The organism is Paenibacillus sp. FSL K6-1318, assembly GCF_037976905.1.
Taxonomy (GTDB): Bacteria; Bacillota; Bacilli; order Paenibacillales; family Paenibacillaceae; genus Paenibacillus; species Paenibacillus amylolyticus_A.
Genome location: NZ_CP150270.1, coordinates 5,434,162 through 5,460,884, shown reverse-complemented (window position 1 = coordinate 5,460,884; position 26,723 = coordinate 5,434,162). Strand labels below are relative to the sequence as shown.

The 26,723-nt window shown below is 48.5% G+C and carries 17 protein-coding genes; 14 read left to right on the top strand and 3 right to left on the bottom strand.

All coding sequences use genetic code 11. The features are described 5' to 3' along the window. The first annotated feature begins 2 nt into the window (after positions 1-2). The 5 genes from NYE45_RS24240 (at position 3) to dnaI (ending at position 11,956) form a co-directional block, all read left to right on the top strand. The gene (locus NYE45_RS24240) at positions 3-3,218 is read left to right on the top strand and encodes an alpha-mannosidase (RefSeq protein ID WP_340014335.1); all 3,216 of its coding nucleotides are present in this window, start codon (positions 3-5) and stop codon (positions 3,216-3,218) included. 293 nt (positions 3,219-3,511) lie between these two features. Further along, positions 3,512-4,831 carry a glycoside hydrolase family 125 protein gene (locus NYE45_RS24235; RefSeq protein WP_340014334.1) on the top strand — a complete coding sequence of 440 codons (1,320 nt, stop codon included), beginning with the start codon at positions 3,512-3,514 and terminating at the stop codon, positions 4,829-4,831. Beyond that, complete coding sequence (locus tag NYE45_RS24230) at positions 4,828-8,007, top strand: beta-galactosidase (protein WP_340014333.1); 3,180 nt, start codon at positions 4,828-4,830, stop codon at positions 8,005-8,007. The genes NYE45_RS24235 and NYE45_RS24230 overlap by 4 nt, the downstream gene beginning before the upstream one ends. Next, positions 8,004-10,787, top strand: a complete 2,784-nt coding sequence (locus tag NYE45_RS24225) for an alpha-mannosidase (RefSeq protein WP_340014332.1) — start codon at positions 8,004-8,006, stop codon at positions 10,785-10,787. Before NYE45_RS24230 ends, NYE45_RS24225 begins: the two co-directional genes overlap by 4 nt. A gap of 218 nt (positions 10,788-11,005) precedes the next feature. Beyond that, positions 11,006-11,956 (top strand): primosomal protein DnaI, encoded by a 951-nt coding sequence (gene dnaI, locus NYE45_RS24220; protein ID WP_076319793.1) that lies wholly within the window; start codon positions 11,006-11,008, stop codon positions 11,954-11,956. Between the two features lie 181 nt (positions 11,957-12,137). Here the strand turns inward: dnaI and NYE45_RS24215 are convergent, their stop codons facing one another. Beyond that, the gene (locus NYE45_RS24215; RefSeq protein ID WP_139331949.1) at positions 12,138-12,293 is read right to left on the bottom strand and encodes a YqzM family protein; all 156 of its coding nucleotides are present in this window, start codon (positions 12,291-12,293) and stop codon (positions 12,138-12,140) included. 264 nt (positions 12,294-12,557) lie between these two features. Here NYE45_RS24215 and trxA point away from each other — a divergent pair, with 264 nt between their 5' ends. Both trxA and uvrC read left to right on the top strand, forming a co-directional pair. Further along, positions 12,558-12,875: a thioredoxin gene (gene trxA / locus NYE45_RS24210; protein ID WP_017692451.1), complete on the top strand. Its 318-nt coding sequence runs from the start codon at positions 12,558-12,560 to the stop codon at positions 12,873-12,875. Positions 12,876-13,262: 387 nt separating this feature from the next. Continuing rightward, a complete protein-coding gene (gene uvrC / locus NYE45_RS24205) occupies positions 13,263-15,344 on the top strand; it encodes an excinuclease ABC subunit UvrC (protein ID WP_340014331.1) in 2,082 nt (693 codons plus the stop codon). Here the strand turns inward: uvrC and NYE45_RS24200 are convergent. Further along, entirely contained in the window at positions 15,313-17,010 is a 1,698-nt protein-coding gene (locus tag NYE45_RS24200; RefSeq protein ID WP_340014330.1) for a type II CAAX endopeptidase family protein, read from the bottom strand. The genes uvrC and NYE45_RS24200 overlap by 32 nt on opposite strands. A 445-nt stretch (positions 17,011-17,455) precedes the next feature. Between NYE45_RS24200 and NYE45_RS24195 the strand changes: the two genes are divergently transcribed. Beyond that, positions 17,456-18,775, top strand: coding sequence for a TrkH family potassium uptake protein (locus NYE45_RS24195; protein WP_340014329.1), 1,320 nt, complete (start codon positions 17,456-17,458; stop codon positions 18,773-18,775). A 53-nt stretch (positions 18,776-18,828) separates the two neighbouring features. Then, the gene (locus NYE45_RS24190; RefSeq protein WP_062837922.1) at positions 18,829-19,500 is read left to right on the top strand and encodes a TrkA family potassium uptake protein; all 672 of its coding nucleotides are present in this window, start codon (positions 18,829-18,831) and stop codon (positions 19,498-19,500) included. Positions 19,501-19,559: 59 nt separating this feature from the next. On the opposite strand, the gene NYE45_RS24185 is transcribed toward NYE45_RS24190, so the two are convergent. Next, entirely contained in the window at positions 19,560-20,483 is a 924-nt protein-coding gene (locus tag NYE45_RS24185) for a LysR family transcriptional regulator (protein ID WP_340014328.1), read from the bottom strand. Between the two features lie 302 nt (positions 20,484-20,785). Here NYE45_RS24185 and NYE45_RS24180 point away from each other — a divergent pair, with 302 nt between their 5' ends. From NYE45_RS24180 to NYE45_RS24160, 5 genes are all read left to right on the top strand, one after another. Beyond that, complete coding sequence (locus NYE45_RS24180) at positions 20,786-21,454, top strand: succinate dehydrogenase cytochrome b558 subunit (RefSeq protein ID WP_340014327.1); 669 nt, start codon at positions 20,786-20,788, stop codon at positions 21,452-21,454. Between the two features lie 43 nt (positions 21,455-21,497). Continuing rightward, positions 21,498-23,240 carry a succinate dehydrogenase flavoprotein subunit gene (gene sdhA, locus NYE45_RS24175; RefSeq protein WP_036673387.1) on the top strand — a complete coding sequence of 581 codons (1,743 nt, stop codon included), beginning with the start codon at positions 21,498-21,500 and terminating at the stop codon, positions 23,238-23,240. Between the two features lie 457 nt (positions 23,241-23,697). Then, positions 23,698-24,462: a succinate dehydrogenase iron-sulfur subunit gene (gene sdhB / locus NYE45_RS24170; protein WP_062837919.1), complete on the top strand. Its 765-nt coding sequence runs from the start codon at positions 23,698-23,700 to the stop codon at positions 24,460-24,462. 175 nt (positions 24,463-24,637) lie between these two features. Continuing rightward, positions 24,638-25,612: a metallophosphoesterase gene (locus tag NYE45_RS24165; protein WP_340014326.1), complete on the top strand. Its 975-nt coding sequence runs from the start codon at positions 24,638-24,640 to the stop codon at positions 25,610-25,612. 226 nt (positions 25,613-25,838) lie between these two features. Beyond that, positions 25,839-26,570 (top strand): metallophosphoesterase family protein, encoded by a 732-nt coding sequence (locus tag NYE45_RS24160; RefSeq protein WP_340014325.1) that lies wholly within the window; start codon positions 25,839-25,841, stop codon positions 26,568-26,570. Positions 26,571-26,723 lie beyond the last annotated feature (153 nt).

The window sequence follows — 26,723 nt, the reverse complement described above, 5'->3', positions numbered from 1 at the left end:
TTTTGGAACGTATCAGACGATTTATTCGCGAGTTGTCCGAACATCAGTGGCTGGAGCAATTGCAGCTGCGCAGTTGGGACATTACCCGCGCTTATTATAATGTGCCAGGAGAGTATGAGGAGCAGGGTGAATACCCGGAAGGACAAGATTTTGAGCGTTTTCCGAGCAAACAGGGAACGACTTATTTTTTTAGAACACGTTTGGAGATCCCTGCTACATGGCAGCAAGCACCTTATGGGCTTGTATTTGAAACAGGGGGAGAAGGTTTGCTGCGGGTAAATGGGCACTCTTATCAGGGCCTTGACCGCAATCATACCTACGTCACGCTTGATCCATCCAAAGTCGGAAACGCTCCGGAACTTGAGATTGAGATGTTTGATCCGGTACCTGAACCCGTGGACCCCTTGAATCAGCAGGCGGTTATTCAGCCGCCGATCACTTCGATCACCAGCCTGCTGGTGAGACCCAATGAAGCGGTTCGCAGTCTGATGTATACGGTCATCATTGTACGTGATTCGGCTGTGTTGCTGCCCGAAAGTGACTTCAGGCGGGTTCGCCTGTTGGAACTGGTGTATCGTGCGATGGATCAATTTGTAGGCATGTCAGCAGAAGAGATCAAGCAGGGAGAAGGTATTCGCCAGATTGAGAATAATCTGAAGCATCATGTGCGTGAGATTGGCGGCAACGCAGAAGGCCTGGAGCATATGGTGGGACAATCCCATATCGATATTGCCTGGCTGTGGCCTGTGCGCGAGACGGTACGCAAAACGAGCCGTACCTTCTCCACCGTGGATGCGCTAATGAATGAATATCCCGACTATGTCTATTCCCAGAGTCAGCCCTTATTATATGCATTTCTGAAGGAGCATGACCCTGAGCTGTATGCACGAGTGAAGCAGCGTATCGCAGAAGGACGCTGGGAACTGGTTGGGGGCATGTGGGTTGAGCCGGATTTGAATATCCCGAGCGGGGAGTCCCTGATTCGCCAGATGTTATATGGTCAGCGTTTCTATATGGAGGAGTTTGGCAAGACATCACAGATTGAATGGCTGCCAGATACGTTCGGGTACTGTGCCTCACTGCCGCAGATTTTGAAGCATGGCAATGTGGAATATTTCATGACGACGAAGCTCGGATGGAATGACACAAATGTGTTTCCGTACGATCTCTTCCACTGGGTGGGCATTGATGGAACACCAATTCTGTCTTACCTCAATCATGGTGTTAACGAGCACACGCTGCCGAAGGACATTCATGATCACTGGCAGTCCTACCGTGAGAAAGCAGCGCATCCGGAGCACATGCTTCTATACGGACACGGAGATGGCGGAGGCGGGGTAACACGCGAGATGCTGGAGTATGTGGATCGCGCAGACCTGATGGTTGGACAGCCCGCAAGTCGATATAGCACAGCTGGAGCTTTCTTTGCCGGAATTGAAAAGGAGCAGCCTGTACTTCCGAAGTGGCATGGTGATCTGTATCTTGAATTACATCGGGGAACCTACACGACACATGCGCGCAATAAGCGCAACAATCGGAAAGCGGAGGTTCTGTATCGTGAAGCTGAGCTGTGGAATACACTCGCTCAACCGGATATGGAGGCAGATGCAGAAGCTGAAGTGCTTTCAAATCTGCATGAAGGCTGGAAGCTGATTTTGCTGAATCAATTCCACGATATTATACCGGGATCGGCGATTACGGAATCCTACGTGACTTCGAATGAGGAATATGTACAGGTATTTGAATTGGGTAGAACTGGATTGAGTCAAGGCGTTGCAGCATTGACAACCGGTATCAACACACAGGGGCCAGAAGGTTCAGTAGCTTATGTTGTATTCAACAGCCTGGGCTGGAAACGCAGTGCAGTCGTTCAACTTCCTGTGCAGGATGGCTTTGATCGCTACGGGATTGATGAAGAAGGCCAGCGACTGCGGCTGGATCGGGAGGATGGCAGCATGTCCATTCTCGTGACAGACATTCCTGCGTTTGGATATAAGACGATTTGGCTGGTACCGGAAAACACAAGGGAAACGAATGTACGGGAAATGACGAACCTTGCCGCACAGCCAACCTTTAAGGATACATGGGATACCGCCCTGTATCATGTGCAGTTCAACGAACGTGGGGAGATCACACGTCTGTGGGATAAGACCGCTGAGCGTGAGATGCTGAAGCCGGGTGAACGTGGCAATCAACTTCACTTCTTCCACGATCGTCCGACACTCTGGGATGCGTGGGATATCGACAGTCGTTATGAAGAGCAGATTGCTGGCGAAGTGGAGCTGTTGGAGAAAAAGCTGGTGCTGGCGGGTACAACCAAGGATGTCCTGCGCTTCCGCTGGAAGCTCCATCAATCGGAAATCACACAAGATATCGTCTTTTATCATGACTCACGGCGAATCGACTTCCAGACACAGGTGAACTGGAATGAAGATCACAAGCTTCTGAAAGTCGGCTTCCCAATTGATGTGGTGACCTCCAAAGCGACATTTGAGATTCCATTTGGCGCACTGGAACGCCCAACACATCGCAACACAAGCTGGGAACAAGCCCAGTATGAAGTCTGTGGACATCGCTTCGCGGATGTATCCGAATATGGATACGGCGTGAGCCTGCTCAATGATTGCAAATACGGGTATGACGTGCAGGGAAGCACGATTCGCTTGTCTTTGCTGCGTGCGCCCAAATGGCCGGATCGCACGGCTGATCTGGGAGAACATGAATTCACCTACTCTTTGTATCCACATGATGGCGACTGGAGAACTGCACACACCGTACGTCAGGCCGCCGAACTGAACACGGAAGTGGTCGTGCAACAAGTAGAGCAAAAACAACAGGCACAGCAAGTACAAACGATGGAACAGGTGCAACAGAGGGATCAAGTACAACAAAGCGCAGGGTCTGGAGTACATCCAGCCGCAGATGCAACAGTAACTGTTGCACACTCACGCCCTGCAACTGGCTCCTGGATTAACTTTAATAGTAACCATGTCATTCTCGATACGGTCAAAATGGCAGAGGATGGACAAGGCACCGTGCTGCGTTTCTATGAATCGTCAGGTAAACGCGAAAGCATCACATTGCAATGGCCACATGCCTTTGAGCAAGCCTATCACTCCAACGCACTCGAAGAACCGGTCCAACCACTGGCCCATACCAATGGCCAGATTACACTATCTTTTAAACCTTACCAAATACAAACCGTGCTACTGCGGTAAACCTTTTTGAAATATTTATGAGCTATATAGGATGAACTTAAACATGTACACATAACGGAGAGTGCAGAACCAGATGGAGAAGCGAAGCGTTCGCCTCAAAGCTTTCTGAAAGAAAGCTACATCGGAAGCATACGCTATCCCCGGATTTTACCCTTTAGAAAAGGGAAACAAAAAAAATCTGGGGATAACAGCGATCGGAAGATGGTACTGCAATCGTAGTGTCCTAGTGTACAGTTAATGGGTTTATCTTTTTAGCTACACCATTCAATTTGTTTAAGGAGTTGCACTCATCCATGGAACAGTTCAGATTACCCAAAATACCAATGCCGCCCGTCGCCCTTCCACAATCCATTCAGGCCGTGCTCGAAGAAGCGGAACAGAAGTTGGCTCACCGACCGAAGCTGCTTCAATTATTCAAAAACTGCTTCCCCAATACCATCGAAACAACAACCAAGTTGATGGAGGATGGCACTACGTTTGTGATCACAGGAGATATTCCGGCTTCCTGGCTGCGTGATTCCGTGGAGCAGGTGGTACATTACATTCCGTTTGCAAAAGAAGATGAGGACCTGCAACGCATTATTGGTGGGCTGATTAAACGTCATATCCAGTATGTTCACATCGATCCGTATGCTAATGCCTTCAATGAGACGGCCAACGACTGGCACTGGAACACCACGGACGAAACTGACATGTCACCTTGGGTGTGGGAACGAAAATTTGAGATTGACTCACTATGTTTCGTTGTGCGCCTGGCCTATCTATATTGGAAGGAAACCGAACTGACTGACATTTTCGATTCAAGCTTCAAGGCAGCGATGCGTAAAATTGTAGACTTGTTCAAAGTCGAACAGCATCACATGGAACAATCTCCATATCGCTTTACTCGCAATAACGGTATCCCAACAGATTCCCTGCGCAATCACGGAAAAGGTATGCCAGTCAACTACACGGGTATGATCTGGTCCGGTTTCCGTTCCAGTGATGATGCGTGTGATTTCCACTACAATATCCCTGGCAACATGTTCGCGGTTGTCGCTTTGCGCCAAATGCAGGAGTTTGCCGAGTGGGTGTTCCGGGATATGGAACTTTTGCAGGAATTGAAGGATCTGGAGCAGGACGTCGATCATGGCATTCAGCTGTACGGGATTTATCGTCATCCGGAATTTGGACCGATCTATGCGTACGAGACGGACGGTTATGGCAACCACTGTCTCATGGACGATGCAGGTACACCGGGACTCATGTCCATTCCATATCTGGGTTACGTCACAGCAGATGATCCGATCTACCAGAATACGCGCCGCTTCGCTCTGAGCAAAGAGAACCCGTTCTATTATGAGGGCAAGGTTGCCAAAGGAATCGGTAGTCCGCACACCCCGTCGAATTATATCTGGCATATGGGTTTGTCCATGCAAGGACTGACGGCACAGTCTGCCGAGGAGAAACTGGAGATTATTCGCATGCTTGAAGCGACAGATGCAGATACAGGTTATATGCATGAAGGTTTCCATGCCGATGATCCAACGATTTTTACACGTAAATGGTTTGCATGGTCCAACAGCCTGTTCTCCCAGTTGGTCTATAGATCCATGAAGGATGGCCTGTTATGAGTATGCAACCTAATGATAAAAAGCTGATAATCTTCGCTGATCCTGCGTTTCCATTGGATGGTGCTTTTCCAACTGAACAGGCTCTGAATACATGGAAAGCAGTCAAAGAGATCACCGTTGTAAACGCCGATGAACTTGCAGAGGTTTTGAAAGCCACGGCTGGTGAAGGATGTCTCGTAAATCTGCACGCACCCTATTTTCCAAAATCCGCTTGGACGGAGATTGCAGCTTATCTGCATCAGGGAGGGAGCCTGATCAGTGTTGGCGGTGCGCCCTTCAAACGTCCGGTTCGATATGAGAATGGGGCATGGGTTGTAGAGTCCGAGCAGACCGCGTATCACCAGGAACTCTATATCCATGAGGCATTGAACGTATCTGCTGCCAACGTGCAATCGTACACGTCATCCGAACAGCTCCCGCTTCTCACTGGGAAAGAGGGGTTGTTCGAGAAGGCAGATACATGGAATCTGGTTCCACATACAACCAAAACAAGTGATCTGCCTCACCAGATGGGTTCATCAGGACCGATGAGTACGCAGATTTATCCATTACTTCGTGGTATGAGCAAGGATGGACGCAGCATCGCCGCTCCGGTCGTTCTGTGGGAAAACTCGCGCGGGACTTTCGTAGGTTCACGCTGGATGTTTGTACATCTGCCGCTGACCACCTCATTCTGGACGCAGGATGGCGCTGACGAGATTGTGAAGTGGGCGCAATTCTGTGCGCAAGGTGTAACCGAGCTATCCCTGAAAACGAATTATGCTTCATATGAGCTAGATGAGCGGGCTGTACTCACGCTACAAGGCCAGATTTTACAGCGAGCAGGCAATAGACTTACCGAATCCGAGCTGTGGACGTTTGACATCACGGTCGAGCATGAAAATCGCACAAGTGGCACGACGGAGAAGGTATGGAGCCATCAACTGGAGATGGAACTTTCAGGTGAGCAGCGTTTCGAACGCATACTTCTTCCGGTTTCCATTGAAAGTGGGCTGTATCGGATTGTATGTCACGCGCAGGCACCTGACGGGGAAGTTCGGATCTTGCGTCAAGGCTTCTGGGGACAAGATGCCGCATTGCTGGCAGAAGGGGAAGTGATTACCCGCAGCAGGGACTATTTTGTAAAAGACGGACGTCCTCTTCCTGTTGTGGGCATGACCTACATGACCTCCGATGTGGCACGGAAATTTCTGTTCTTGCCGAATGCGGATGTCTGGGATCGAGATATGGCTCAGATGGCGAAAGCCGGAATCAACTGGATTCGGACGGGAATCTGGACCGCCTATCGCAATATGATGCAGGTGGACGGTCATATGGCAGAGGATGTGCTTCGTGCTATTGATGCATTTATTTTAACGGCGAAACGGCATGGCTTACAGGTCACGTTCACCTTCTTCTCCTTTACACCGGAGACATGGGAAGGAACGAATCCGTATTTAGACCCGCAGAGTGTCGAGGCTCAGAAACGTTTTATCCGCAGCATTGTCAGTCGTCACACGCACACAACGCATGTGGACTGGGATCTGATTAACGAGCCATCCATGTTTGATCCGGTGCGCATCTTCTCGGCTGGCCCACGCTCGGCGAGGGATTCATATGAACAGCAGGCTTATATCACTTGGCTTGAGCAGCGGCATCAGACGATTGAAGCGTTGCAGGAGGCCTGGAACATGTCACCGAAGCAGCTTCCCAATTTTGCAGCTGCGGTGATCCCGGAGGCGGAAGAGATTAATTTTGATGTACAGGACATGCACAAGGCCAAAAAAGGAACACGCTGGCTTGATTATTGTCTTTTCTCCATGGAAATGCACAATGTTTGGGCAAGAGAGCTTGTAGGTACGATCAAGGATCTGGTACCGGATCATCTGGTCACTGTGGGGCAGGATGAAGCCCTTGGTGCGCAGCGTCCTTCGCCTTTCTTCTATGAACGTGAAGTGGATTATACAACCGTGCATTCCTGGTGGTTGAACGATGATCTGATCTGGGACGGCATTTTCGCCAAAACGCCATATAAGCCGAATCTTATTCAGGAAACGGGCATCATGTATGTGGAAACCCCCGATGGGCGAGCCAAACGTTCGGAAGAAGAGCTTCGTGGCATTCTCGAACGCAAGTACGCCTATGCTTTCTCGACAGGCGGCGCAGGGGCGGTGCAATGGATTTGGAATACCAACTTCTATATGGATAATGCCAATGAGTCTCATATCGGAGCGCTTCGTGCAGATGGTACGGAGAAGCCAGAGGCGGATGTATCTTATGATTTTGGCCGATTCATGCATGGCATTCGTGATCTCTTTGAAGACCGTGAGCTGGAGGATATTGCAGTGGTGTTCCCGTATTCCAATGACTTCTCCAACCGTGCCCTGGCCTATGATACCACAACGAAGCTGACTCGTGTGATGTCCTATGATCTGAAACTGCCGTTCCGTGCGTTATCCGAGTATCATCTGGAAGCGCTGGAGCAGCAGCCACCGAAACTGATCATCGTACCGAGTCCGCACAATATGGACAGTGATGCACTCCAACAATTGCTCACGTTTGCAGAGAAGGAAGGCACGAGCTTGCTCATTACCGGACCGCTGGGACTGGACGCATATTGGAAAACAAGTGAACGAGCCGATCATATCGTAGGCAAACGTAGTCTGGGTAACGTGCAGCGGGAGGAATTGCTGAATATTAATGGCGTGAATCACCGAGTCACCTATGGACGGCGTCGTATCGCCGAGGTGGCGAAGGAGACGTTGCTTCATGGGGATAATGGTACACCAGATGAAGTACACGTTCTGCCTTTGGGCAAAGGGAAAATAATCTGGACCCCACTGCCGCTCGAGTTAAACGGACGCGATGAACCACTTGCTGAATTGTATCGTTACGCCACTGAGATTGCTGGCATCGAACAGGAGTTGGAATGGATATCTGGCGGGGATGTCGCAGGAATCTACGGGCGGAAGCTGAGTTTTCCAAAAGGGAATCTCTATGTATTCGTATCGGAGTTTGCCTTGAACCATGAAGTGCATGTGAGAGATCAACGTACAGGTGTATCGTATGCCTTCCAATTGGAGAGAAATCGTTCGGTGCTTTTTGCCACAGATGCTTCCGGAAAGCTGAAAGGCGTGTATCGTCCGGATGAGGTTGAGGTTGTACAACAAGACGAAAGAGGTGGGATAACACGATGACCAAGAAGAAGAGAGCACATATTATTTCGCATACCCACTGGGATCGGGAATGGTACTTGCCGTATGAGAAGCATCATATGCGTCTTATTCAGCTCGTCGATTCACTGTTGGATCAGCTGGATGAAGGTTCAGATTATAAAAGCTTTTATTTGGATGGACAAACGATTATCATCGAAGATTATCTTCAGGTTCGACCGGAGCAGAAAGAACGATTGGAGAAACATATTCGCAATGGACGGATTGTGATTGGGCCATGGTACATTCTGCAGGATGCGTTTCTGACGAGTGGTGAAGCCAATGTGCGCAACATGCAGGTTGGACATAAAGACGCCAAGCGTTACGGCATACCTTCGAAAATTGGTTACTTTCCCGATACATTCGGATTGGTCGGACAGACCCCTCAGCTGATGCAGCAATCGGGCATTGATAATGTGTTTTTTGGACGTGGTGTGAAGCCAACAGGCTTCAATAATACGGTATCGGATGCAGGATATGAATCGAGCTTCTCGGAGCTGATGTGGGAAGGGCCAGACGGATCGAAAGTGCTGGGTGTATTGTTCGCCAACTGGTATTCCAACGGAAATGAAGTTCCGGTAGATGAAGAATCAGCTCGCAGGTTTTGGGAAACCAAGCTGGCAGACGCTGAGAAATATGCATCGACCAATGAGTTGTTATACATGAACGGATGTGACCACCAGCCGATTCAGCGAGACTTGCCAGAAGCCATCCGTATGGCTGAACAATTATATCCCGACATTGAGTTCATTCACTCGAACTTTCCGGATTATCTGACTGCCCTGAGAGCATCGGCTGAACATGAGTTATCCACGGTCAAAGGCGAACTGCGCAGCCAACGTACGGATGGCTGGGGAACTCTGGTGAACACGGCCTCGGCTCGTGTGTATCTGAAACAGATGAACCAGCTGGGCCAGACCATGCTGGAAAAAGTGGCTGAACCCCTGGCATCCTATGCCTATCTGCTTGGTCATGCCTATCCACATGACCAACTGACATATGCCTGGAAAACGCTGATGCAGAATCACCCGCATGACAGTATCTGTGGGTGCAGTGTGGACGAGGTGCATCGCGAGATGGTGACGCGATTTGATAAGAGCCGCCATGTGGCAGAGTCTTTGATTGAGGAGAGCACAAGCCAGATTGCTACAGCGGTCGATACCTCCATCTTTGCACGTTATGGAGAGCAGGCTCGACCTGTTGTCGTATTTAATACAACGGGTTGGGAACGAAGCGGTGTAGTTCAGATGGAACTGGACGCGGCTCGGTTGTATTTCCGGGATGGATATACATTGGAAGAGATGGCGGCGCAGATGAAAGCCGTTGATCTGTCAGATCGCATACTAGTTGATGAAGAGGGTACGCAAATTCCATGTACATTTGAGGATCTGGGTCTGCAATTCGGCTATGATCTGCCGGATGATCGCTTCCGTCAACCGTATAGCTGTCGGCGCGTTCGTATTCATTTTGAAACAGAGAATGTAGCTGCATTTGGGCTAAAAACCTATGCATTAGTCAATTTTGCCGATGATGCTAAGAATGGTACTCCGTCGAGAACGACTACGCTGTTGCGTGGTGAACGTGGCATGGAAAATCAACATTTGATCATCACGATTGCAGACAACGGTTCATTCACACTCACAGACAAACGAACAGGCCGGACTTACAAGGACCTTGGTGTGTACGAAAATGTGGGCGATATCGGCAATGAATACATGTTTAAGCAACCAGAGAACGAAGTGGCACGGACAACTGGGGCACTTCAAGCTGACATTCGGGTTCTTGAGGATACATCGTACTCTGCCTCGTTCGAAGTGATTCACCATTGGGAAATACCGGAGTCAGCAGATGAGATGCTGAATCAGGAACAGCGGGAGCTAATTTATTACCCACACCGCAAAGCCCAGCGATCAACTAAAATGATTCCGCTCCAGATCCGCACGGTTGTATCGCTTAGTCGTAGTGGAAAAGGCGTGCAAATGGAAACAACCTTCAACAATCAGGCGAAGGATCACCGGGTACGTGCTCTTTTCCCAACGGATCTTGTATCTGGGGTTCATCATGTGGATTCCATGTTCGAAATTGCAACGCGTGATAACAAGCCTGCACCGGAGTGGCAAAATCCAAGCAATACACAGCATCAACAGAGTTTCGTGGATGTGAGTGAAGAAGCGGTGGGATTAGTCGTAGCCAATCTGGGTCTGAATGAATATGAAGTCCTTCAGGATGGACGCAATACCATCGCGATTACGTTGCTTCGTGCTGTGGGCGAACTTGGAGACTGGGGCTTGTTCCCGACACCGGAAGCACAATGCCTTGGTGAACATACATTTAAGATCGAGATCATTCCCCACGATGGAAATGGTGCAGCGTCAGGGGCATATATTGAGGCGTATCAGTTCCAGGTTCCTTGGACGCTGGCACAAACCGAAGTACACCCGGGCTATCTGACACCTAGCAACACACCGTTTGCATGGCAAGGGGACGGCTTGGCGTTTTCCTCCCTCAAGGTAAATGAGGATTCCGGCGATGTCATGCTTCGCTGGTTCAATATGACTACCAACTCTGCCACGCTGAAACTTGCTCCATCGCAAGCGAATCCACAGCCATTCGAAACGGCGTACAAGAGCAACATCTTGGAGGAAGAGGGCGAAATGCTTCATTCCCTCAGCATAGAAGAGGCATCGACATTATCATTTGCTAATAAGGAATGGAACATACAGACAGGTTCATGCGAGATCATCACGATCGGCTTACGGTGCTGATATATACAGGAGCGCAAGTATATTGAGGGTATTTCGCATTACGTACGGTGATGGAAGGGTTACGCTATTTACCAGATGTATCAGTTGAGTTATTGGTTGTTTTTCTATAGAATGAACAGTAGAATTGCAAGTGATCGAAAGTTCCTATGCCATCAAGATGGTCACAGGTACACTTCAATTGTTTATTCTATATTGAAACATTAAGGGGGCTTGAAGCCATGGAATCCTTGGGAGGACTGCTTCAGCAGCTGAACCCTGCCTTTCGTGAGCAATCGCGGCGGATTGCGGCGGAATTGATGGAAAATCCGTACGTACGCGAATTCCGCGCAGGTCATCCTGAACTGCAAGATGCACAGCTCATGACCGATCTGAGCAAGCTGTTTCAGTACGCCAAAGACTCAAAGAACTGTGCGAATTGTCCGGGACTCGACAACTGTCCTAACGATTTTCAGGGCCACTTTTGCAAACTGGAAGTAGAACATTTTAACGGTAAACCCGAAATCATAGATATAAAAGCACCTTGTTCCAAACATATTGCCCGGCAAAATGAACATATCATTAAGCAACGCATTCGCAGTTTCTATGTGGATGAGCGTGCGCTCAGTGCCGGATACAACGATGTGGAGATTATGGGCAAGGATCGGATGCGTGCTCCTGCAGTGAATCAGGTTCTTCGGTATATTAGGGAGACCAAGGAAAACGGATTGTCTCCACAAGGACTGTTTCTGGAAGGGACTTTCGGGACAGGCAAGACGTTCCTGATGTGTTATCTGCTGCATGAACTGGCGGTTGCAGGCCACACGGGAGTCATTATCTATATGCCTGACTTTGTGGAGGATCTGAAATCCATGATCAGTGAAGGGCAGAAGCTGAAGGAAATGACGGATATTTTGAAAAGCTGTGATCTGCTCATCTTTGATGATATCGGGGCAGAGAATCTGAACCCTTGGGTTCGGGATCATGTGATGGGGTCCATTCTGAACTATCGGATGAATCGCAAACCAACGTTCTATACGTCCAATTACAATTTGGATGGGCTTGAAAAACACCTTAGCTTTACCAACCGGGACGGCGAGGAAATGAATAAAGGCCAGCGTCTCATGGACCGGATTCGTCCATTCGTGGATGTTATCTCCGTTCGGGGTGAGAATCAGCGCGGCAAGCGGTAAAACGATCTAATTGAACGAAATGGTTCGGGATAAGGTTAATCTCCAAATCAAATTAACGGCGGAGCTTTTGATTTAGAAGCTGAGCTGATTGCAATCAAAGCTAAAGTAGTCCCAAAAAAAGCCTGGATTTCGCATTGTCGCGAAAACCGGGCTTTTCTGGTCCTGCGTGAGCCTGAGCAACCTATTCGGTGATGAATTTGAAGATCACCATACCGAAAAAGATCACTGTCATCAGGCCGCCCATGCCGGCAACACCCACGATCAGATCAAACAGATCGTTGCGGGGTTCCTCGTTCACATGTTCACGCGGGTCGCTGATCCGCACATTTGCGTCCATGTTATTGCCTCCTTATAGGGAATGACAGCTTGCCCGTATGGGGGCTGAAACCCGGAGTAATTTTAGTATACTTGGAAAAGAAAGCGTTTGTAAAGATTTTGCAGTTGGCATGCCACATCCTGTAATTGTGAAGATTTGATGTTGGGAAGATGAACATTGTAGCGTTCAATTCACAAGTTTGACGTACCTGTGTTATACTGGAAGTGTCGTTCACGACGTTACAGGTTAAAATAAACCGTAAGTATATATAAGGAGGACAATTTCATGGCTATTGTTAACGTATCCGATCAATCCTTCAACGCTGAAGTAGAAGGCGAAGGAACGGTTCTTGTTGATTTCTGGGCGCCTTGGTGTGGTCCTTGTAAAATGCTCGCTCCAATCCTGGAAGAGCTGTCCACAGAAGTTGGCGATGCAGTGAAAATTGCTAAAGTTAACGTGGATGAAAATCCGGAATCTGCTTCCCGCTTCGGCGTAATGAGCATTCCAACTTTGATCTTCTTCAAAGACGGTCAACCGGTAGATAAAGTGGTTGGTCTGAACTCGAAAGATGCGCTCAAAGGAATCATTGCAAAACACCAATAATTTACAGGCTTACACATACGCCTCCGGTTTACATGCCGGGGGCGTTTTGCGTCGAATACCTTTATATAGGACAATATAAAGTATATATTTTTTATAAAATGAAACTGGAAATTTACATGTTAACGGAGAGGACAGCAATGAGCTGTAGAAGCGAAGCGTTCGCCTAAAAGCTTTCTGAAAGAAAGCTGCATCGGAAGCATACGCTATCCCCGGATTTTCCCCTTGTAAAAGGGAGTCAAAAAAATCTGGGGATAACAGCGATTGGAAGGTTATTCTGTTATCGTAGTGTTCGTGTGAATTACGGCGATCGAAAGGTCATTCTGTCATCGGAGTAACTCATGTAAGGTGAGGATTTCAGCTTTTTCGGGAAGGAGGATTCACCGAATTATGGATCAATTCATGAATGATTTGCAGGATCAGGAGAAAGCATTGGAGCAAATTCGGCACAAGCTCGCTTTGCTGCCAGACATGTCTGGTTGTTACCTGATGAAGAACAGTGAAGGTACCATAATCTATGTAGGTAAAGCCAAAGTGCTGAAGAACCGCGTACGCTCTTATTTTATCGGCAGTCATAACGGAAAGACCCAGCGGCTGGTCTCCGAAATCCGTGATTTTGAATATATCGTGACAGGCAGTAACATGGAAGCACTTATTCTGGAGTGTAACCTGATCAAGAAACATATGCCGCGTTATAACGTACTGCTCAAGGATGACAAGACGTTCCCGTATCTTAAAATTACGAATGAAAAGCACCCCCGACTGGAAGTCACCCGGCGCGTGCTGAAAGATAAAGCCAAATACTTCGGACCTTATCCGAACTCGTATGCGGCACACCAAACGAAAAAATTGCTCGATCGCATGTATCCACTGCGCAAATGTGGTGTAATGCCCAAAGAAGTGTGTCTGTACTATCACATGGGACAGTGTCTTGCCCCTTGTGTGAAGGAAGTGGAGAAGGAGCAGTATGATCAGATTTCGCAAGAGATCGGCTCATTTCTGAGCGGTGGACATGAAGAAATTAAAAAGGATTTGCAGCGTAAGATGCAGGAAGCTGCGGAGGACCTTTATTTTGAACGTGCCAAGGAACTACGCGATCAGGTGATTGCCATCGATGCAATGATGGAAAAACAGAAAATTACGATGGCCGATGCCAGAGACCGTGATGTATTTGGTTTTGCCATTGATAAAGGCTGGATGTGTGTCCAGATTCTATATATGCGTCAGGGTAAAATGATCGAACGTCACGTCTCCACCTTCCCGTTTTACGGTGAGGCGTACAGTGACTTTATGTCCTACGTGACGCAGTATTACAGCGATAATCCGGCATTGCCACAAGAGATTTTGTTGCCGGAAATGCCCAAAGATATGTCAACCGGTGACGAAAGTACGGATACGGTATCTGATGGAGCGGTGCCTGCCGCAGTTACGGTGGAGTTCGAACAGACGGGACAAGGAGAGCAAAGGCTCGCTTCCCAGCCACTGGTTGCCGAGACTCGTGCAGCATACGGTAGTTCAGCTGAAGCAGAAGGTGAACAACCTGAGAGTACACAAGAAGATGCTTCCACAACGGATACAACTGCATCAACTGAGAAGCTCCCGGCAGGTCTGGAAGACCCAACTCAGGTTGCTGCTGCGTTGCAGGAGTGGTTGGAGATTAAAGTGCTCATTCCGCAACGTGGATTGAAACGGCAGATGATTACGATGGCTGTGGATAACGCACGTGTGGCACTGGAAGAGAAGTTCCGTTTGATTGAGCGAAATGAAGAACGGACATCCAAAGCTGCCGAAGGACTGGGACGTTTTATTGGACTGGACCAGCTTCGTCGAATAGAAGCATTTGATAACTCGAACATCCAGGGAACGAACCCGGTATCGGCCATGATCGTATTTACGGATGGTAAACCGGATAAGAAGGAATATCGGAAGTACAAGGTCCGTTCGGTTGAAGGACCGGATGATTATGAAACGATGAGAGAGGTCATCCGTCGCCGTTACGAGCGGGTATTGAAAGAAAACCTGACCCAGCCTGACCTGATTGTGGTCGATGGTGGTAAAGGGCAGATTTCGGCTGCGGTCGATATTTTGGAAAATGAGCTGGGCTTGTTTATCCCGGTATGTGGTCTGGTGAAGGATGCGAAGCATAAGACTTCACAGTTGATGATCGGTAATCCACCGGAAGTCATCTCCCTGCCTCGGGATAGTCAGGAATTTTACCTGTTGCAACGGATACAGGAAGAGGTTCACCGTTTTGCAATCTCGTTCCACCGCGAGCAGCGGGGTAAATCGATGGTCACGTCACGTTTGGACGCCATTCCGGGGATCGGAGAGAAGCGGCGTAAGCTGCTGTTGAAGCATTTTGGCTCTTTGCGCAAAATAAAAGAGGCCAGCGTCGAAGACTTCCGGCCTCTATCTATTGGTGACAAACTGGCAAATCAGATTATTGCAGCACTTCGGGATGAGGAGTCGTAACATACGGCTTCTCTTTTTGTTTTGGATTGAATTTGTAGACCACATATCCAACGATGGCCGGGAGTACAATCCAGAAGAGTCCAGCAGCCATATTCAGGGCATCGCCCATAAAGATTAGGCTAAGTCCCATCAGTAAGCTGTCGAAGATCACATGGGCGAATACAACGGCAATGAAGCCGTGACGCAACATGATCAGACTGAATAGCAATCCAATCACCATCAGCTCAATGGGACGGGTGATTACTGGATAGATGGGATACAATGTGTGTCCCAGTGCCCAAATGATGGTTGGAATCAGACACGCAATAAATGTGTTACGCACAATCTTTTGCATCATACGAATGCCGAACAGTCGATAGACGGCTTCTTCACCAATACCAGCCATCCAGGCCATAATCGGGAAGATCCATGCGTAGCTCATATTAAATGTAGATTGATCTGCTGACGTCGTTGACCATGTGCCAATGCTCTTCTCCAGAATGAAGAAAAGGATGGATTGCACACCTAGTAGAATGAATGCCCATAGGTAACCAGCATACATACTGTGTAGTACATATTTACCGTATCCCGGTTCTTTGGCACGAGGCCAAGGGTTCAGACCTATTTTACGCCACATGCCGTCACCGGCAACGAGGGATAGATAGATGGTTGCACTCATGACCAGTGTAATGCCTATCTGAAATAACATCAGGAACGCTAACATGAAGTTGGAGAATCCTTGTGCCTGAAGCAGAGGAATCATGTTCAGCGTGCCAATCACCGAAGCTGCGAAATACACCACCGAGAGAATGATCCCGCGTTTGAAAGACGTATGTGTTCGGGTCAGAATGCTATAGATAATGGCCAGCACACCCAGAACAAGGGTGAGGAACGCATAGCCGCCATAGGTCATCCAGTTGGCTTGGCGCGTCTGAGCTTTCACATAATCGGTATGGGATTCAGGGACCGAGAAGCCAGGATCGAATGATCGTACCGCACCCTCTTCAAACGTAAAGTTTAGTTCAAGTTTGGAATCTCCAATGGTTTTTGTAGCATCTGTATACTTCAGTCCCGCTTCACCATCGCGAGTATCCAGTTGAAGTGCCGGCACTTCATAGCCGAATTCGGTCAGAACGCCAGCCGCCAGCTCTTCCTTTTCATTCAGGGACATATTTCCTTCTGCAAGTACTTGCGATGTGGTCACTCTACCAGTACTTTGCTCCGCTTCAATGGCGGTATAGAGCGAAGAAGGCAGTTCCCGTTTGAAGCCGACCACTTTTCCTGTTTTCATATGTACGTCAACATGGAGGTAACCGCCTTTGTCTTTATCAGGCAAACGAACGCGGTATACATCGTAAGGATAGCTTGTTTCCCATTTCTGATTATAGGTATCGAGTTGTTTGGTTTTGGCCATATACCCGTAGATATCGGAATGTGTCTGGTAGGTTACCAGGGTGTTTCCAGCATCATTTGGCAGTGTATAGTCATCCACAGAAGCTGCGAAAGATCGTGCGGATTGCGTCGCCTGCTCCTTGGTTATGAAGGACGTAGACGAAATTTCTGTGGTTTGCGATGAGGTAGCAGGAAAGATCTGAAATACAAAAAATAGAATCAGGCCGATCGCCGCAAGCAACCCCAGACGCTTGAAGTTAGCCTTGAGTAGCAAAGGCTTCCCTAAGGGATTCATGTAATGGTGTTCCTCCTTTATTAATATGGATATTAAAGTAAACATAGCACAGGGCAAGGTCCGAATGCCAATCATGTAACGAAAACAGGTGTAAATCCTTGAAAATGAATGAAAAGGATCGAAAGAATCTGATCCATCCGTCGCCATATCTGAGTTTTTCCCTTTTTGGCTGAATTCGATGCTATTTACACAAAAAACGTTTTGTCTGCAAACGCCGCAGCGCTTATAATTTTGAAACAAATGTGCAACGATTCGCATGTCTTTCGCCCAACAAGGGAACGAATAGATTATATTCCAACTTCATTATATATGTCGTTTTAATCTGAATCATACATGTTTAACGTTTGGAAACAGCATTTCAGATGAAGAAGGCTCCACGGGGTGTGGAGTTATTTTCATTTTAGCAGAGGTGGATGATACTCAAGTGAAACTGAATGTTCAATGGATGCGATTATCGCCACCACGTATTCTTGTGTTAGGGTTTGCTGGCATCATATTGGTAGGTACACTCTTATTAATGCTTCCGGCATCCAGCCGAAACGGTGACAGCCTTGCCTTTATTGATGCGCTCTTTACGGCAACTTCGGCCGTCTGTGTCACCGGTTTGGTTGTCGTCGATACAGGGACTCATTTTTCGGTGCTGGGTCAGGTTGTGATCGCGATTCTGATTCAGATTGGCGGACTCGGCTTCATGACGATGTCTACGTTGGTTGCCATTGCGTTCAAACGGCGGATCTCGCTTAGGGAGCGGCTGATTCTACAGGAAGCGATGAATCAGAGCACAATGGAGGGCATCGTTCGGCTGATTCGTAAAGTTGTGATTTACTCACTCATTCTCGAAGGCATATGTGGTACGCTCTTTGCCATTCGCTGGTCGTTCGACATGCCAATCGGACAGGCGATCTATTACGGCTACTGGCATGCGATCTCAATGTTCAACAATGCGGGCTTTGATATGTTTGGGGATTTCCGCAGTCTGACCGGATATGTATATGACCCGCTGGTGAATTTTACAGCCATGTTCCTGATTGTCTCTGGCGGGATCGGTTTTGTGGTGTTGTCAGACCTGGTGGATTACCGCAAAACGCGGAAGCTGTCTCTGCACTCCAAAGTTGTACTGTTAATGACTGGATTGTTAATTGTGTTTGGTGCACTTGTCATTTTTGTATTTGAATTCAGTAATCCACGGACACTGGGTGGCCTGAACTGGGGGGGCAAAATACTCGGTTCATTCTTCCAGTCCGTTACACCGCGAACAGCAGGAGCCAATACGGTAGATATTGCCGGACTCAGGCAGGCAACGCAGTTCTTTATGATCATTCTGATGTTCATTGGTGCTTCGCCAGGTTCTACCGGAGGCGGGATCAAAACGACGACATTTATGATTATGGCTGGCGCAGTCATCGCCATGATGCGTGGACGTGAAGATATCGTATTTTTCCGCTACCGGCTTGTACAGGAACGGATTTTCAAGGCGCTTACCATTACGTTGCTGGCGCTCTTGTTCATCATAGCCGTAACGATGGCGCTGAGTACCACGGAAGAAGCCAGTTTTATGATGATTTTATTTGAAACGACATCGGCCTTTGGAACCGTGGGATTATCGCTCGGACTGACGCTGAAGTTGACCACCATTGGGAAGCTCCTGATCTGTTTTACGATGTTTGCAGGAAGGCTTGGACCCATCACATTAGCGTATGCACTTGGGCAGAAAAAGGGTAAAGAGTTATACAGGTATCCGGAAGGCAAAATGATTATTGGATAAATCAATTTTAGTGAGTTATGAAAATGATTTGGATAAGGGGTTCGTGAAGAACAATGAAAACACAGCAGTTTGCGGTGATTGGGCTTGGGCGTTTTGGCTCCAGTCTGGCACAGGAATTAATGGAACTCGGCTACGAGGTACTCGGGATCGATAAAAATGAAGAAGTCGTCGAAGACATGAGTGAGCTGGTCACCCATGCTGTTGTAGCCGATGCCACAGATGAGGAAGTGCTGCGCTCCCTGGGTATTCGTAATTTTGACTGCTGCATCGTTGCCATCGGGGATGATATCCAGACGAGCATTCTCACCGCGATCCTGTTAAAAGAACTGGGCGTCAAGACGGTCGTGGCCAAGGCCATATCCGTCCTTCACGGACGAGCGCTGGATAAGCTGGGGATCGATCGTGTCGTCTACCCTGAACGGGATATGGGCATTCGGGTTGCCCATCAGCTGGTTACCCCGAACTTGCTTGACTACATTGAATTATCCAATGATTACAGTATTGTGGAGATGAAGGTTCCCGCCTGTCTGCACAACAAAACACTTTCCACCCTCAATGCACGTGTACGCTTTGGTTGCAGTATTGTGGCGTTACAGAAAGAAGCCGGGGTCATTATTGCTCCGACTGCACTGGACTCGCTTCAGATGGGAGATATCATGGTCATTATCGGTAATAATGCAGATATTGAACGGTTTGAAGAGGAGGTTATCAGTCAGGAGAGCTGATAAGTTAAGATGATTGAAAATGGGAGCCAGGCGTCGGAGCCTGGCTGATCAGATTAAAGTTAAGGCGTCGTGGTCCTCCGTGAGGGCAACGGCGCCTTTGCTGTAAAGAGTGCAGCCGTCTCCTTGACCCATTGTCTGGAGGTCTCGCTGAGGTCTTCCTTTTCCCCATAGATCATGCAGGTAGTTCTTCGGGTCTGCTGTAGTTGTGGCAAATGAACAGAAACCAGATCATTGTCCGCGAGCAATTGTGGACGGAGATATGACTTGGGCAATAGAGCAGCAGCTTTGGCGGAAGGCAGAAGTCGGATGATCGCTTCGAAGGAATCAATCTCCATACGAATATCCGGCATCACGGCACAGCGCTGGAAGAGGTCGTCCGTTAATTTGCGGTACCAGGTGCCTTTGGAGAACGTGATCATCGGCAGATCCTGCAAATGCTCCATTCCGGCTTCCTTGCCGGACAAAGGGTGCGTGAGCGGTACAACCAGCACTAGATGATCGTCAAAGAGCGGTACACAGTTAAGCCCTACTTCGCTGATGGAAGAAGCAACAATACCCACATCGGCTTTTTTGTCACGTACAAAAGAGACAATCTCATGCGTTTTCCCCGTCAACAATTTCAGTTCGGCATTCGGATGTTTCTCCATAAAAGCATTAACGAGAGGTGGTAACGTAGTTTGAAGCGTCGTCAGGCTGGCGCCGAGTGTAATGGTGCTCTGTTCTTCATCCTTATACTGGGCGAGCATCGTCAGGAACTTCTGCTGCTGTTGCTTCTGTTCTACCGCGAACGTATAGGCGAGCTGGCCCACACTGGTTAACTCCAGCCGTTTGCCCCGGCGGTGGAATAGGGCAATCCCGAGTTCATCCTCCAATTTGGCAATTTTGCGTGAGAGTGCGGGTTGGGACAAGTTCAGTAACTTGGATGCACGGTTCAGGCTGGATTGCTCCACGACCGCTGCAAATGCATTTAACTCCTCGAACATGAACAACGACCTCTTTTCCATGAGTGATGAGTGTGATTCTTGCCCTTGCTTAATCGTTTTCCATGTTGTATGGCCTGTAAACCCAATGTTTCACTGCTTATACCTATAGGTTATAACATTTAATAATTATATTGCAATTCCCTTATAAGAAAAAAAGGAGTAACATGAATCGTGACACAAGTTGTTCACACCTGGCGAAAACGGAACAATTTGTCGAACCTTTTCATGGAAAAGGATTCGTGTCATGATAAGTGAAATCATTTATGAAAACGTTGTATTTAGCGAAAGGGGATCGACATTTTATGAAAGGGTTTTACTCCAGAAAGCTGCACTCCTTGCTTGGCGTCATTCCGCTCAGTCTGTTCTTTATTGAGCACTTGGTGACGAACTTCACAGCAGTTGAAGGCGGCAAAGAAGCTTTTTACGGTGCCGTTGCATTTCTGAACGGTTTGCCTCTTGTTATTGTGATCGAGGCATTACTGATCTGGCTGCCGTTGTTCTATCACGGTGTTTACGGTCTTTACATTGCCTATCAGGCCAAGCCTAACGTTGGGCGTTACGGCAATGAGCGCAACTGGCGCTACACGTTACAGAGGGTAAGCGGTATCATTACGTTTGTATTCGTCATCTGGCACGTATGGGAGACGCGAGTACAGATTGCACTGGGTAACGTATCCCATGAAGAGATTGGCGGCGTCATACATGATGCGGTGACGAATCCGATAACCTTTGCGATATATATGATCAGTGTGGTTGCGGCGTCATATCACTTTGCCAATGGCCTGTGGTCGTTCCTCGTTAGCTGGGGGATTACGGTTGGTCCGCGTGCGCAGCGTGTATCCTCTTACGTATGTATGAGTTTGTTCGCTATCGTTTCCATCATGTTTATTGCTTCACTATTTGCTTTCCGGAGCATTGATTTCCAGACAGCTACTTCGATGATTGACGCAGTTAAAACAGTTCTAATTTAAGCATTTAGCGTATAAATGCTGACTTATAAGGGAGTGAACAGCAATGGCATCAACGAATGTAATTATTGTGGGCGGCGGTCTCGCAGGCTTGATGGCGGCGATCAAATCGGCTGAAGCCGGAGTCCATGTTCATTTATTTTCACTGGTTCCTGTTAAACGATCCCACTCTGTATGCGCCCAAGGCGGCATTAATGGAGCGGTAAATACCAAGGGTGAGGGTGACTCCCCATGGGTACACTTTGACGATACGGTATACGGCGGTGACTTCCTTGCGAACCAACCTCCTGTTAAAGCGATGTGCGAAGCAGCACCTGGCATCATTCACTTGATGGACCGTATGGGCGTAATGTTCAACCGGACACCGGAAGGTTTGCTTGATTTCCGTCGTTTCGGGGGAACGAAGCATCACCGTACGGCGTTTGCCGGAGCGACAACAGGACAACAATTGCTCTATGCGTTAGACGAGCAGGTACGTCGCTGGGAAGCAGCGGGCCTGGTTACGAAATATGAGAACTGGGAATTCCTGCAGGCAGTTTTGGATGATGAAGGCGTATGTCGCGGGATCGTAGCTCAGGATCTGAAAACGATGAAAGTACAGACCTTCCCGGCAGAAGCAGTTATTCTGGCGAGCGGTGGTCCGGGTATCATCTTCGGTAAAACGACCAACTCTGTAATTAACACAGGTACAGCGGCAAGTGCGGTGTATCAGCAAGGTGTGAATTATGCTAATGGTGAGTTCATTCAAATTCACCCGACAGCCATTCCAGGGGATGACAAGCTGCGTCTCATGTCTGAATCCGCGCGTGGTGAAGGTGGACGAATCTGGACGTACAAAGACGGCAAGCCGTGGTACTTCCTTGAAGAAAAGTATCCGTCCTACGGTAACCTGGTTCCGCGTGATATTGCGACTCGTGAAATCTTCAGCGTCTGCGTAGATATGGGCTTGGGTGTGAACGGCGAGAACATGGTTTATCTCGACCTGTCGCACAAAGATCCGAAGGAACTGGATGTTAAACTCGGCGGAATCATTGAGATCTATGAGAAGTTCATGGGCGATGACCCGCGTAAAATCCCGATGAAAATCTTCCCGGCAGTCCATTATTCCATGGGCGGCATGTGGGTAGATTACAATCAAATGACCAACATTCCGGGGCTGTTCGCAGCTGGTGAATGTGAATATCAATACCATGGCGCGAACCGTCTGGGTGCAAACTCACTCGTTTCCGCGATCTATGGTGGTATGGTGGCTGGACCAAAAGCGGCTGAATATATCAAAGGGCTCAAAAAATCGTCCGCTGATATCCCATCTTCCGTATTCGAGAAACACACCAAACAACAAAGCGACAAATACGAAGGCATCTTGAAAATGCAGGGCACGGAAAATGCCTATGTCATTCATAAAGAGCTTGGCGAGTGGATGACAGCCAACATGACGGTTGTGCGCTACAACGACAAGCTTGAAGCCACGATCGGCAAGATCAAGGAATTGAAAGAGCGTTACGGCAAAATCAACATGTACGACAGCTCCGGTTGGAATAACCCTAGCGCAGCGTTCACCCGCCAACTGTGGAATATGATTGAGTTGGCAGAAGCGATGACACTGGGAGCACTGCTGCGTAACGAAAGCCGTGGCGCGCATTACAAACCGGAATTCACGGAACGTAATGACGAAGAGTTCCTGAAAACGACTATCGCAAGCTGGTCGAAGGAAGGCCCGAAAATTTCGTACGAGCCAGTAGACGTATCCCTGATCCCACCACGTATCCGGGACTACTCCAAGGATTAAGTATCACGGATTTATTTATAAGGTTAAATGTTAAGCACCTGAACGAAGAAGGCAGGAGAACTTTGGAGAAGCAGAGCCTCTTCAAAGTTACTGCCATCAACGTGAGGGAAATGCCCAGAAGAAGCAAGCGCCTAGCGATGCTTCAGAACTTGAATACTGCTCATCCAGCATGAATGGAGTGCAGTTTCCAGCAAAGTGACCCAGTGCACGACGTAGCGGAGGAAGCGGAAATGCCCAGAAGAAGTGAAGCTGAAAGCTTTCTGAAAGAAAGCTACTTCGAAAGCATACGCTTCGCCTTTATCACCGGATTTTAACCCTGGAAAGGGTTGATCAAAAAAAATCCGGGGATAACAGCGATCAGAGGGGCATTCCGCTGACGAAGCGTCTCCCGTGCACCAAACCAGTAACTTTGCGCATCAGCAATACAATCATCGTCACCAGAGGAGGGGACAACGATATGGCGGAACAAGCTACAGCCAACAAAACCGTCAAGTTTATCATCACCCGTCAGGACAGCCCGGAGTCATCTTCGTACAACGAAGAATTTGAGCTTCCGTACCGTCCCAACATGAACGTGATCAGTGCCCTAATGGAGATTCAGCGTAACCCGGTTAATACAGATGGCAAATCCATTGCTCCCGTGTGCTGGGATTCCAACTGTCTCGAAGAAGTCTGCGGTGCCTGCTCCATGGTCATCAACGGCAAGCCACGTCAAGCGTGTGCAGCCCTGATCGACAAGCTCGAACAGCCTGTTCGCATCGAACCAATGAAGACATTCCCGGTGGTTCGTGACCTGGTCATCGACCGTACCCGGATGTTTAGCGCCCTGAAACGCGTTAAAGCATGGATTCCGATCGATGGTACCTATGACCTCGGACCAGGTCCACGGATGCCTGAGAAGAAGCGTCAGTGGGCATATGAGCTGTCCAAATGCATGACATGTGGTGTATGTCTGGAAGCATGCCCGAACGTCAATGAGAAAACAGACTTTATTGGTCCAGCAGCACTGTCCCAAGTGCGCCTGTTCAATGCTCACCCAACAGGGGAGATGAACGCCGATGATCGTCTGGAAGCGTTGATGGAAGACGGAGGCATTGAGGGCTGTGGTAACTCACAGAACTGTGTGCAATCTTGTCCAAAAGGTATTCCACTGACAACCTCCATTGCCGAAATGAACAAACAAACGACCAAGCATATGTTCAAACGCTGGTTGGGTGTATAATCTCGTCATAACATGTGCAGAAGTGCAATCTGCAACTTAGAAGAAGTCGTGATCCCGTGCAGCAACATGCCGGAGATCCCGGCTTCTTTTTACAAAGAAGCAGAGGAACCGGGCCATCCATGCAGAATATGGTATACTAAGGGGATGGATATGGAGCGTAGAAGGAGGGGGAGATATGGCAGAGACACCGCGTCAGGGCAGTAACAACTCGCCGTCCCAGCGCTCGCACAAGGCACCAGGTGCAGAAGAGTCTGTGTTTCCTGGAGAAGAAAAGGATCATGATCCCTCTCGCCGAAGTTTCTTATTGCGCATGGTTTTGATGACGGCAGGTGCCAGTTTGCTTACAGGAGGTTATGCCTGGCTTTGGGAGCCGCGTCGTCTGGAAATTAAGCAAGTGGGGCTGAAACTGCCGAAGTTTCCAAAGGCATTTGACGGACTGCGTGTCGTTCAGTTCAGCGATGCTCATCTTGGTTTTCATACCGGAGTGAAAGAGATGAAGAAGCTGGCAGCAACGATTGAGGAGCAGCAACCGGACTTGATTTGTTTTACCGGAGACATAGTTGAGAGGGAAGCAGAGCCAATGCGTGAATGTATTCCGGTATTGGCCTCCATGCAAGCGAAGTATGGCAAATTTGCGGTTTTGGGGAATCATGATTATCGGGGCGGGCAGCAGAATGAAGTGGCAACCATGTTCCGTGAAGCCGGGTTCACTTTGTTACGGAACGAACATGTGGTGATTGAACAAGGGGGCGAACGTCTGGCCATAGCTGGTCTGGATGACGCACTGACAGGCAGGCCTGATCCTGCCGAAGCCATCAAGGAATTGGATCATGATGTGTGGAAGCTGCTGCTCGTGCATGAACCGGATTATGCCGACATTGCCACTCCCTATGGTTTCGGATTGCAGCTTTCCGGTCATAGCCATGGTGGACAGGTACGTTTTCCCTGGGTCGGGGCACTGACAACTCCGCGAGGTTCACACAAGTATGTTCAGGGGTTGTATTACACGGATGTCCAGGGGGTATATTACTCCACCCAGACACAGATGCCGGTGTATGTGAATCGTGGTTTTGGCATGACCCAACTGCCTATTCGTTTTCTGTGCAGACCCGAACTAACGGTGTTTGAGCTTAAAGGATTAACCACATAAAAGGAATATGAGATCATATTAGTTCAACTAAACTTTTTACACGAGAACGGAGAGGACAGAAATAACGTGAAGAAGCGAAGCGTTCGCCTTTATCTCCGGATTTTTCCTTTGAAGAAGGGAATCAAAAAATCTGGGGATAACAGCGATCGGAAGGTTATTCTGTCATCGGAGTGGCAAGTGTAAACGTACAACAGTGAACGATTCAACATGAATGGAGGTTATCCAGATGGAACGAATTGCGATTGTATCCGACATTCATGGCAACATGACTGCCTGGGAAGCAGTGCTAAAAGATATCCGAAGTCGTGGCGTAGAGCGAATCTTTTGTCTTGGTGACCTCGTAGGCAAAGGACCTGAACCGGTACAGGTTGTCGATCAGGTGAGAGCGACGTGCGAACTCGTCATCCGCGGCAACTGGGATGAGCTGGTTGCGGTTAACCAGGACAACGAGAATTTCACATGGCAAGCAGAACGGCTGGGTGAGGAACGTTTGGCGTATTTGGCGAGTCTACCCTTCAGTCATCAGTTTCAGCTGAGTGGTCGCACCATCCGCCTGGTCCATGCTTCACCTCAAAGTGTATACCATCGTGTACAGCCATGGGATGAGCTGGAAAAGAGGTTAGCGATGTTTGATCCTCCAGCTGATGAGCCTGACCAAGGTATAGCAGATGTCGTAGGGTATGGAGATGTGCATAACGCATACTTGCAGTATATGAATGGCAAGATGCTGTTTAATGCAGGCAGTGTAGGTAATCCGCTCGATCTTCCGCAGGCTTCCTACTGTATTCTGGAGGGTGAAGATAGCAATGATAACAATACCCCATTCAATGTTCAATTTGTGCGGGTACCTTATGATATTGAGCAGGAAGTAAAAGCTGCACAGTCGGCAAATGTTCCTGCATTGGATTTTTATATCCGTGAGATTCGTACGGGGGTCTATCGCGGGTTGCAGGAGTAGTCAGCATCCTAACCCTTAAGGGTTAGGAATTGAATGATGCAATATGTGAATACTAAAATGCTAATACTAAAGTTCGTGGATCAGTTCAAATGGTATTACGCCGGATCATCTTCAGAGCATGCTTGTCTTACCGGACTAGAGCCCGTTTAGGCA

Bases quoted from the DNA above. Each gene is read 5' to 3' on its own strand.
- NYE45_RS24235 (WP_340014334.1), top strand. From the start codon at position 3,512: ATGGAACAGTTCAGATTACCCAAAATACCAATGCCGCCCGTCGCCCTT.
- NYE45_RS24230 (WP_340014333.1), top strand. From the start codon at position 4,828: ATGAGTATGCAACCTAATGATAAAAAGCTGATAATCTTCGCTGATCCT.
- NYE45_RS24225 (WP_340014332.1), top strand. From the start codon at position 8,004: ATGACCAAGAAGAAGAGAGCACATATTATTTCGCATACCCACTGGGAT.
- dnaI (WP_076319793.1), top strand. From the start codon at position 11,006: ATGGAATCCTTGGGAGGACTGCTTCAGCAGCTGAACCCTGCCTTTCGT.
- NYE45_RS24215 (WP_139331949.1), bottom strand. From the start codon at position 12,293: ATGGACGCAAATGTGCGGATCAGCGACCCGCGTGAACATGTGAACGAG.
- trxA (WP_017692451.1), top strand. From the start codon at position 12,558: ATGGCTATTGTTAACGTATCCGATCAATCCTTCAACGCTGAAGTAGAA.
- uvrC (WP_340014331.1), top strand. From the start codon at position 13,263: ATGGATCAATTCATGAATGATTTGCAGGATCAGGAGAAAGCATTGGAG.
- NYE45_RS24200 (WP_340014330.1), bottom strand. From the start codon at position 17,010: ATGAATCCCTTAGGGAAGCCTTTGCTACTCAAGGCTAACTTCAAGCGT.
- NYE45_RS24195 (WP_340014329.1), top strand. From the start codon at position 17,456: ATGCGATTATCGCCACCACGTATTCTTGTGTTAGGGTTTGCTGGCATC.
- NYE45_RS24190 (WP_062837922.1), top strand. From the start codon at position 18,829: ATGAAAACACAGCAGTTTGCGGTGATTGGGCTTGGGCGTTTTGGCTCC.
- NYE45_RS24185 (WP_340014328.1), bottom strand. From the start codon at position 20,483: ATGTTCGAGGAGTTAAATGCATTTGCAGCGGTCGTGGAGCAATCCAGC.
- NYE45_RS24180 (WP_340014327.1), top strand. From the start codon at position 20,786: ATGAAAGGGTTTTACTCCAGAAAGCTGCACTCCTTGCTTGGCGTCATT.
- sdhA (WP_036673387.1), top strand. From the start codon at position 21,498: ATGGCATCAACGAATGTAATTATTGTGGGCGGCGGTCTCGCAGGCTTG.
- sdhB (WP_062837919.1), top strand. From the start codon at position 23,698: ATGGCGGAACAAGCTACAGCCAACAAAACCGTCAAGTTTATCATCACC.
- NYE45_RS24165 (WP_340014326.1), top strand. From the start codon at position 24,638: ATGGCAGAGACACCGCGTCAGGGCAGTAACAACTCGCCGTCCCAGCGC.
- NYE45_RS24160 (WP_340014325.1), top strand. From the start codon at position 25,839: ATGGAACGAATTGCGATTGTATCCGACATTCATGGCAACATGACTGCC.